This is a genomic window from Paenibacillus maysiensis, assembly GCF_000520815.1.
In the GTDB taxonomy this organism is placed as follows: Bacteria; Bacillota; Bacilli; order Paenibacillales; family Paenibacillaceae; genus Paenibacillus; species Paenibacillus maysiensis.
In genome coordinates this window covers 25,375-34,022 of sequence record NZ_ASRY01000214.1, presented here as the reverse complement: position 1 = coordinate 34,022, position 8,648 = coordinate 25,375, and the positions used below count along the sequence as shown (strand labels likewise).

Annotated in this window: 8 protein-coding genes; 7 read left to right on the top strand and 1 reads right to left on the bottom strand. The window is 46.4% G+C overall.

Features of this window, described 5'->3' with window-relative positions; all coding sequences use genetic code 11:
* Positions 1-518 (top strand): C40 family peptidase (locus L696_RS0115660; protein WP_025684492.1); only part of this gene is annotated, 518 nt, incomplete at its 5' end.
* Between the two features lie 138 nt (positions 519-656).
* Here L696_RS0115660 and L696_RS29635 read toward each other — a convergent pair.
* Positions 657-824: a DUF1328 domain-containing protein gene (locus tag L696_RS29635; protein ID WP_025684491.1), complete on the bottom strand. Its 168-nt coding sequence runs from the start codon at positions 822-824 to the stop codon at positions 657-659.
* Between the two features lie 260 nt (positions 825-1,084).
* On the opposite strand from L696_RS29635, the gene L696_RS0115650 reads away from it, so the two are divergent.
* The 6 genes from L696_RS0115650 to L696_RS0115625 all read left to right on the top strand — a co-directional run bounded on the left by L696_RS0115650 (position 1,085) and on the right by L696_RS0115625 (position 8,647).
* Entirely contained in the window at positions 1,085-1,606 is a 522-nt protein-coding gene (locus L696_RS0115650; protein WP_025684490.1) for a DUF948 domain-containing protein, read from the top strand.
* Between the two features lie 51 nt (positions 1,607-1,657).
* The gene (locus L696_RS0115645; protein ID WP_025684489.1) at positions 1,658-2,176 is read left to right on the top strand and encodes a hypothetical protein; all 519 of its coding nucleotides are present in this window, start codon (positions 1,658-1,660) and stop codon (positions 2,174-2,176) included.
* 100 nt (positions 2,177-2,276) lie between these two features.
* Positions 2,277-2,618, top strand: a complete 342-nt coding sequence (locus tag L696_RS0115640) for a YflT domain-containing protein (protein ID WP_025684488.1) — start codon at positions 2,277-2,279, stop codon at positions 2,616-2,618.
* A gap of 194 nt (positions 2,619-2,812) precedes the next feature.
* On the top strand, positions 2,813-3,994 hold the full coding sequence (locus tag L696_RS0115635; RefSeq protein WP_025684487.1) for a PP2C family protein-serine/threonine phosphatase: 1,182 nt from the start codon (positions 2,813-2,815) through the stop codon (positions 3,992-3,994).
* A complete protein-coding gene (locus L696_RS0115630; RefSeq protein ID WP_025684486.1) occupies positions 3,978-7,697 on the top strand; it encodes a response regulator in 3,720 nt (1,239 codons plus the stop codon). Before L696_RS0115635 ends, L696_RS0115630 begins: the two co-directional genes overlap by 17 nt.
* An 80-nt stretch (positions 7,698-7,777) precedes the next feature.
* Entirely contained in the window at positions 7,778-8,647 is an 870-nt protein-coding gene (locus L696_RS0115625) for a CheR family methyltransferase (RefSeq protein ID WP_025684485.1), read from the top strand.
* Position 8,648 lies beyond the last annotated feature (1 nt).

The window sequence follows — 8,648 nt, the reverse complement described above, 5'->3', positions numbered from 1 at the left end:
TAACATCTGCTCCTGACACTACCGTGATTCCTGCGGCAGCATCTCCTGCGGAAGCCATAAACGTGCCTTCTGGTGACGCAGCGGATGCCATTGAACAGGTTATTAACACAGGGATGACTTATCTCGGTACTCCATATGAATATGGTTCGGATCGTAACAGTACGGCTACTTTTGATTGCTCGGCATTTACCCGTCAAATTTTCCGTCAGGCTGCAGGTATTCAGCTTCCGGCGGATTCACGTTCACAGGGTGAGTGGATCAAGCAGAATAGTCAGCCAAACACAGACATGACCACGCTGAAGCGTGGCGATCTGCTTTTCTTTACTAATTACAACGCATCTTCCGGGGCGTATACGTCCTTGGACAATTCCTCCCAAACGATTACACACGTAGCCGTATATCTGGGAGACAACAAGCTTCTTCATACGTTTTCTGTAGCGAGTGGCGGTGTGAAAGTTACGGATTTCAGCAAGCCTTGGCAGGATCGTTTCCTGTTTGGGGGTAGCGTAATCCAATAAAGCGCCATTAGCCTTAAAAAATTACGCATCAAAAATAGGATGTTCCACAACCCTGTAATTGGGGCGGGAACATCCTATTTTTAAAGCTATATAATGATATATCTTCACTACACTTGTTTCAGACTTCCTCTATTACGACTATGACGCTCGTCTTCTTCCGGTAAAGAGTGAAATGACGAACAACACCAGAAATAACACAAACAATATTTTGGCGATTGTAGCAGCTAGGGATACAACGATACCAAAAAAACCTAAAATCCCGGCGATCATGGCAAAAACTAAAAATAAAGCGGACCATTTCAGCATGTTCTGCATCCTCCTTCAATTGTATATAATGTGGCATACTTACGCCCGATAGAGCGTGGCTGCGAATGACGGCTGAATCCTTTGAATCTTTCGTGGCTGTGCCATCGTTATATGTTGTTTTAAACCGTGCCCTAATCTGTGAAACATAGCGTCAGAAGTGGGGGAATGGCAAGCTGCAACGTTGTTTCGTGTCTGGACGTAAGGGGTAACTATGCAGTAATCATAAACATCATCGTGAAAAACGAAAGAGAGGTTAGGCCATGTTAACACAGGTCAGTATTTTTATTATCGCTATCGCATTTGCAGTTCTCGTTATTTTCCTCATTAGAACACTTAAAGCAGCACAAGGCTCTCTGGAAAAGGTAACTCAGACTCTCCAGGATGTACAAAAAACGGTGGATGAACTGAGCTATGAAGTAAAGCAAACGGTTCGACATGCCAATGATATTACCGCAGATGTTGATCATAAATTGAAGCAGGTGGAGCCTGTGATGGAATCAGTTAAAAACTTGGGTGAGGTGCTTAATGAAGTCACTCTGGCGGCGAAGCAGGCTTCAGCGGCATTAATCACCCGGTTTCAGAAGCCGCATCATACAGTGGATAAAAAGACAGGTACGGAAACCGCGATCAAGTCAGCTGCGTCGAACAGGCCGTTAACTTCAACGGAACGGACGGTTCAGAGCTACAATGCGACCTACGAGGAGCCTGCAGCAAAGCCGGCCAAAAACTGGTTGGGTTATGTAGATATCGCTGCCGGGGTGTGGCAGAAAATGCGTCAGTAGCATAGCGACTGAACCGTAAACTATAGGAAATTCATTGAAAGGGTGAGAATTATGATGAAGATTTTATTGCTAGCTGCTGGTTTGCTCACTCCCTTTTCCGGACAGGATACGGTTCAGCAAGCCGTTTCCCCGCATACGGCGGGGCATGTAGTAAGGGCTGTGCAGACGATTCCCGCCAAAAATGCCGTACCGGCTGATTTTCATACGTTAAACGGCATATCTCTGGACGATACGCGTATGGATGTATTGAAAAAACTGGGCAAGCCCCTTCAAGTGAAAAAGGATAGGCTGCTGCTTTCTACGGAATATCAATATCCTGACGTCGTGGTCGGTATGCGAGATGATATGGTTTCTTATGTGCATGTAGATCCCGCTGCCGGACGGATCAAGGTCAATGACGAGTGGCTTCCGCTGAAACGGCAAACGCTGGATCAGGCGTTGGGTGGCTCGCAATTTACAGCGGAGGATGGCGAGGTATACGTTCGTGGACAGCGTGCGATCAAAGTTTTTATGGATGAGTCGTCCGATAAGCCTAAATATGTCGAGTTTTTTGATGAAACGGAGTGGTAATGTATCTAATTTTAAGAGCATGACATAACATGGAAGTTTCAAATGAATGTACAGCGTGTAATAGTCAGAGAAGTCAATCCTAATAAGGAGCGTGAGAAACATGAATCAGACCCATCATAAATCTTATGCCAAAGTGGTAGAGAACGGTGTACAAGCCGTTGAAGCGGTGAATGAATTGCGCAACACGGGCTATCGTTATGAGGATGTGTTCGTGCTCGCTCATGATCAGGACCGGACGGATCGTATTGCAGATACGGTGGATGCCAAGGAAATCGGGATTAAGGAAGAGGGAGTTTTTGACTCATTAGCCAATCTGTTCCGTTCCCGTGGCGACGAGCTTCGCGCTAAAATTACTTCCTTGGGATTTACAGATACGGAAGCTGATTTTTACGAAAAAGAACTGGATCAGGGCAAAGTTCTGGTCATTGCCAAAAAAGCTTGATAACGCCGGTTGAGCAGGGAAATAGACTGGCATTAGAGCTGAAAAAGAGGATGCTGAACGCCGCACAAGTGCTTCGTGGTTCCTCCAAAAACATAGATAAGGAATGGGGCGAGGGCCTCATTCCTTATCTATGTTTTTGGAATGCCTTCTTATGGAGAAGCTATAATACATGGGTTACAGATAAGGAGAGAGAAATGAGAATCCTAATTGTTGACGATAATCCGACCAATGTCATTATTATTCGTGAAATATTAAAGAAAGAAAATTATAGGGATGTTATCTCTGCCAGCTCAGCCGCAGAAATGTTAGAGCATCTGGGGATCGGCGACCGTACCATCAGTCTGCGACCTCGACCTTCCGATATTGATTTGGTTTTACTGGATATGATGATGCCTGAAATGGATGGTATTGAAGCTTGCAGCATCGTGCAGGAATACGAGCATCTGAAAGATATACCTATCATCATGGTAACTGCTGTAGGCGATTCCAAGAAACTGGCAGAGGCACTGGATGTAGGGGCCGTCGATTACGTCACCAAGCCTATTAATAAGGTAGAATTAATGGCCAGAATACGGCTTGCCTTGCGTCTCAAACAGGAAAAGGACTGGCATAAAGACCGGGACCAGCGGATTCAGGACGAGCTGAAGCTGGCCGCGATGGTGCAGCAGGCGGTGCTTAGTCCTGCTATTCATGACTCGGTCCTGCAAGTCAATGCCCTGTATCAGCCTTCCTTTGAACTGGCAGGGGATTTATATTCATGGTATCCGCTAGGGGAAGGGAGATATGCCATCATTTTGCTCGATATGATGGGGCATGGCATTTCTTCTTCGCTGTTCTGCATGTTCATTGCGTCTGTACTTAAGGATACGGTAACCACGTATGTGGAACCTGAGAAGGTCATACAAGAACTGAATCGTCGTTTTAATCAACTGGATCTGGGCAAGCAGCTCGTGCAGTATTATTTTACGGCGATTTATATGGTGATTGATACTCGTTCACGGCAAATTGACTATGTAAATGCGGGGCATCCCCCCGGCTTGCTGTTCAACCAGGACGGCAGCATTACCAAATTTGACCGTGCATGTAGCCCAGTCGGTTTGTTTGATAAAATTGATGCAGAGATGCACACGATTTATTATGAAGGAACTGGACATATCGCTTTGTATACGGATGGCTTATTGGAGGCGGTAGAAGGCGAATATGAGGAGCAATTGGAGTATCTGACTGCGTGTCTACGCAAGTATGAGGAATGGAATGAAGAAGCGATGCTGGATGCTTTTTTTCGTAAAGAGGCGCCACAGGATCGTGATGATGATAAATGCCTGATCTGGATTTCATTGAAAGAGGGAGAGAGCTTGCATGAAAATCAGAAATAAACTGCTGATCGGCTTTGGATCGCTTATGGCGATCCTCCTTGTGCTGACGCTAATCAGCTATGATCGAATGGGGAGCCTGAATGAGCAGCTAAATCAGGTTTACCAGGACCGTTATATGAAGGTCCGAAAAACAACGGCCATTCGCGGTCAGGTGAACGATATGGCGAAGGTTATGGCCAACCTCATCTTGAATCCAGGGTCCTCCGTCAGTGAGGCCAAAGGCGAGCTCGATGATATATCTGCTTCTGGAGCAAATGTGCTGGCAAGTCTGCAAAACAGTTCCGGTACCAGCGAAGAACAGCAGCAAGTCGATCGGGTAGCTGTCGCATGGAAAGAATTTTTAAGCTACGAAGAGAGGCTCGTTTCCTTATTGGGGCAAGATCGCATTGATGAGGCGAATGCTTTCCGCAATAGCACAGGTTTGCCTGCTCAAGAGGAGGCGATGGACAGCATTAATGCCCTGGCCGTTTTTCAGGATCGGGAAATAGATAGCGACATGATGCAAGCCAATCTGGCCTATGAGGAATCCGTGCAGATTACCACGATTCTGATGGTCGCCGGGCTGCTTATGGGGTTATTGGTTATCTTGTGGGTGCTCCCGAGTATTGCCAAAGGTCTAAATATCGTTAACCTCATGATCAACGGCTTTGGCAAAGGAAAATACAGGGCGATCAGCCGCATGAGTGTCGCTTCCAAGGACGAAATCGGGGAGGTTGCCCGCGTATTTCAACAAATGGCTGGAAACCTGGAGGAAAAACGCAAATTTGAGCATTCCGTTCTTCAGACGCAGAAGGATCAAACCTGGCTTAATGCCAACACGGCACGAGTAACAGAGCTGTTCCGAGGTGTGAATTCACTGGAGCAGGTCGCACAGATGTTTATCAGTGAGTTTACGCCCATCTTGGGAGGCAGCTATGGAGCCATCTATTTGCAAGGAAAAGATGTAGAAGACAACCGATTTAAGTTATACGGCTCCTATGCGAAGGCGGCTGGCGAAGATTCGATCAAGGACGTTATCCATGTTGGCGAAGGCTTGCTTGGACAATGTGTTCTGGATCGTAAGCCGATCCTGATTACAGAGGCTCCTGCTGGGTACTTGTCCATCGGCTCCGCATTGGGGGCGAGTAAGCCGGTGGGAATTATGATTTTTCCTATATTGTTCGAGGACGATTGTATCGGTGCTGTGGAAGTAGCGTCGCTGGACCGCTTTAGTGATCTGGAAACGAAGCTATTTGCTCAATTAGTCGAGAGCTTGGGGATTATTTTGAACAACATCAAGGGACGGATGCGGGTAGAGCAACTGCTGCGCGAATCGCAGGCGTTGACCGAGGAATTGCAGTGCCAGTCCGAGGAGCTTCAAACCCAGCAAGAGGAGCTCAAGCGTTCTAACGAAAATTTGGAGGAGCAGACGGAGGAACTCCAACGTTCCGAGGAATTGTTACAGCGTCAACAGGAGGAACTGGAGCATTTTAACACTGAGCTGATTGCCAAAACGAGAGCGCTGGAAGAGCAGGTTCGGGAAGTGGAGGAAAAGAACGACGAGATCGAACGTGCGCGTGCCCAGTTGGAGCAGCAGGCGATGCAGTTGGGCATCACAAGTAAATACAAATCGGAGTTTTTAGCCAACATGTCGCATGAATTGCGTACTCCGCTGAATAGCTTGCTCATTCTTTCTCAGCTCCTATCCGAGAACAAGGACGGCAATCTCAAGCCCAAGCAGGTAGAATATGCACAAACCATTTATATGTCAGGCGCGGATTTACTGAAAATGATTGATGAAATTCTGGATTTATCCAAAGTGGACGCCGGGAAAATGGATATTAACCATGAAGCCGTCAATCTGAAAGAGCTGCAGATGTTTGTGGAGCAGAATTTTGCTCCGGTCGCAGCCAAACGAGAGCTTCAACTGCATACCGAGATCGCAGAGAACTTGCCAGATGCCATTATAAGTGACGGTTATCGTCTCAAACAAATTTTACGTAATTTGCTGTCCAATGCGTTCAAGTTCACTATGGAAGGTTCTATTCGTTTTAGTGTTTCTCGGGCAACCGGAGAGCAGCTTCCCGATCTGCTAAATCCACGAAAATCGTATCTGGCCCTATCTGTGCGTGATACTGGCATCGGGATTGCTTCGGATAAAACGGATCTGATCTTCGAAGCCTTTCAGCAGGTAGACGGTACAACTAGCCGGAAATACGGGGGAACTGGGCTGGGTCTATCGATCAGCCGCGAGCTTTCCAGATTGTTGGGCGGCGTCATTACCGTGGAATCCGAGCAGGGACAGGGCAGTTGCTTCACACTGTTTTTGCCGGAACAAACGCCTACGATTGAGGATATGGATTCTCATTCGAGAGAGGAACTTTACGGTGCCGATGTGAACCCGGATTTTGAGGATGTCGCTGCATCGGCAGAAACGGATATTCCAATGATTGTGCCTGCTGAACGGTTGCCATTGTATCAGATGCCCTCGAAGAACAAAGCAGAGGACATTATACATCCGGGGGACGACCGAAACGAGATTACCTCGCAGGATAAAGTGCTGCTGATTATTGAGGATGATATTAATTTTGCTAAAATCCTGTACGATATGGCTCGTAGCCGTGACTTTAAGGCGCTGATCGCCCTCCAAGGAGACGATGGGCTGAACATGGCTCATTCCTATTTACCGGATGCCATTATTTTAGATATTCAGTTGCCTGTGATGGATGGCTGGTCCATTTTGGGCGAGCTGAAAGGAAATGCATCCACACGTCATATTCCGGTGCATGTCATTTCGGTCATAGATGATGTGAAGCAGGGCTTGATGATGGGCGCGATTGCCTTTCTCAAAAAGCCTTCTTCGAAGGAAAGTCTGGATAAGGCATTTTCACATATTAAATCATATACAGATAAAATGGTGAAACGTCTTCTCGTGGTCGAGGACGATGATAATCAGCGTAAATCCATTATTGAACTGATTGACCATGACGATGTTGCCATTACGGCGGTATCGACCGGTCAGGAAGCACTGAATGAACTGGCGACCCAGCGGTATGACTGCATGGTACTGGATCTGATGCTAAGCGACATGACAGGCTTTGAATTGCTCGACCGCATTCGGGAGAATGAGCAACTAGCCGATCTGCCGATCATTATATATACAGGCAAAGATCTGAATAGCAAAGAAGAAACGCAACTGCGCAAATTTGCGGAGTCCATTATTATTAAGGACGTCAAATCGCCCGAACGGCTTTTGGATGAAACGACCCTGTTCCTGCATCGTGTCGAGGCGAATCTTCCAGAGGACAAACGCAAAATTTTGCAGAAGCTATACAATAAAGAAGAACTGTTTGAAGGTAAAAAAATACTGTTAGTAGATGATGATATTCGGAACGTATTTGCTCTGTCCAGTGTGCTGGAAAGCTACCGTATGGAGGTTACCTTTGCGGAAAATGGAAGAGAAGCGCTCGAACTGCTGGAACGAACACCTGATTTTGATCTGGTGCTAATGGATATGATGATGCCGGAGATGGACGGATATGAGGCCATGCGGCGCATTCGAATGATGCCGCAATTCGAGAAGTTGCCTATTATTGCGCTGACAGCCAAGGCCATGAAGGATGACCGTTCCAAGTGTATTGAAGCGGGCGCTTCCGATTATGTGAAAAAGCCGATTCAAACCGAACAGCTTTTGTCATTAATGCGGGTGTGGTTGTATTCGTAACCCGAAAAAATGGGTAATATAAATCAACACATGATTGGAGTGGTACAAGGCAAAACCTATTCAGGAATTGGAGAGAGATTATGACATCGAAGGATATGGCGGATCATGCTGCTAAAGAATTAAAATCGAACGAAGCTGAGCGGGAAATGATTGAAATTGAGCTGTTGCTGGAAGGAATTCATCGGCTGTACGGCTACGATTTTCGTAACTATGCTCTACCTTCGATCAAGCGGCGTATTTATTATCATGCACAGTCCGAGAATGTTAGCACGATATCAGGGCTTCAGGAGAAGGTGCTGCATGATCGCAGCGCCTTCGACAGACTGGTACAAAGCCTTTCAATTCCAGTAACCGAGATGTTCCGCGATCCAGAGCTGTTTCTGAATTTCAGGCGGAAAATAATACCGATTTTACGGACATATCCGTATATTCGAATATGGCATGCAGGTTGCTCGACAGGTGAGGAAGTATACTCGATGGCGATCATGCTGCATGAGGAAGGCTTATATGATAAAGCCCGTATTTATGCGACGGATATGAATAACCTGTCTTTACAGCAGGCGAAGGAAGGCGTATACAGGATTGATCGAATGAAGCTGTATACCAAAAATTATTTGGAGTCGGGAGGCACGCAATCGTTCTCCGAATATTATACAGCCAAGTATGATTCAGTCATGTTTCATCCTTTTTTACGTAAAAACATTATTTTTGCGGAGCACAACTTGGCGACAGATCGGTCCTTTAACGAGTTCAACGTTATTTTTTGCCGGAATGTCATGATTTATTTTAACGATGAACTTCGCAACCATGTACACGGGTTGTTTTATGATAGCTTGAGCCATTTTGGCGTATTGGTGCTTGGGGCCAAGGAATCCATACATTTTACCGATTATAGTGATTCCTACGAGGCGCTGGACCGGATAGAAAAGATATACCGGAAGATTAAATAGA